Genomic DNA, 909 nt, shown 5'->3' with positions numbered 1-909 from the left:
ATACATTTTCGGCGCGCGTAACAAGATCCACATCATCAACCTTGAAAAAACCCTGCCAATGTTCAACGAAGCTCTGACTTTCGTAGAGCGTCTGGCCCAGGGCAAAAACAAGATTCTGTTCGTCGGCACCAAGCGTTCCGCTGGCAAGATCGTTGCTGAAGAAGCAGCACGTTGCGGTTCGCCGTACGTCGATCACCGCTGGTYGGGCGGCATGCTGACCAACTTCAAAACCATCCGTGCTTCCATCAAGCGTCTGCGTGACCTTGAAGTGCAAGCCGAAGACGGTACGTTCGCCAAGCTGACCAAGAAAGAGGCGCTGATGCGCACTCGCGATCTGGAAAAGCTGGACCGTTCCCTGGGTGGTATCAAGGACATGGGCGGTCTGCCAGACGCTCTGTTCGTTATCGACGTTGATCACGAGCGCATCGCGATCACCGAAGCCAACAAGCTGGGCATCCCGGTTATCGGCGTAGTCGATACCAACAGCAGCCCGGAAGGCGTTGACTACATCATCCCAGGCAACGATGACGCAATCCGCGCTATCCAGCTGTACATGGGTTCGATGGCTGACGCTGTAATTCGCGGTCGCAACCACGTTGCTGGCGGCACCGAGCAGTTCGTTGAAGAAGCTCCGGTAGCAGCAGCTGAGTAATTGACGCCTTGGCGTTGACTCAGTAAGCAAAAAGGGGGCTTGGCCCCCTTTTTGCCACCTCGAAAACCGTTTGTCGGCCCCGCACTTGCAGAGCTGTAACGTGCAGTGGATTACAACGGTGGTTCGGGAAGAATTGATCGCCCGTTCGGTCGGGTGGAATGGTTGAAAACCTATCCAAGAGGATTTTGAAAATGGCAGCAATTACTGCAGCGTTGGTTAAAGAACTGCGTGAGCGTACCGGCGAAGGCATGATGGAT

General features: G+C 54.7%; 1 protein-coding gene. It reads left to right on the top strand.

Going from position 1 to position 909, the window contains the following annotated elements:
* A partial coding sequence (gene rpsB / locus AC1DRJ_RS29975; RefSeq protein ID WP_477805310.1) for a 30S ribosomal protein S2 occupies positions 1-652 on the top strand: 652 nt, incomplete at its 5' end.
* Positions 653-909 lie beyond the last annotated feature (257 nt).

The sequence above is a fragment of the Pseudomonas sp. P5_B2 genome, from assembly GCF_056400445.1.
The sequence above is the reverse complement of the archived record's forward strand: the minus strand, read 5'-3'. Positions and strand labels throughout refer to the sequence as shown.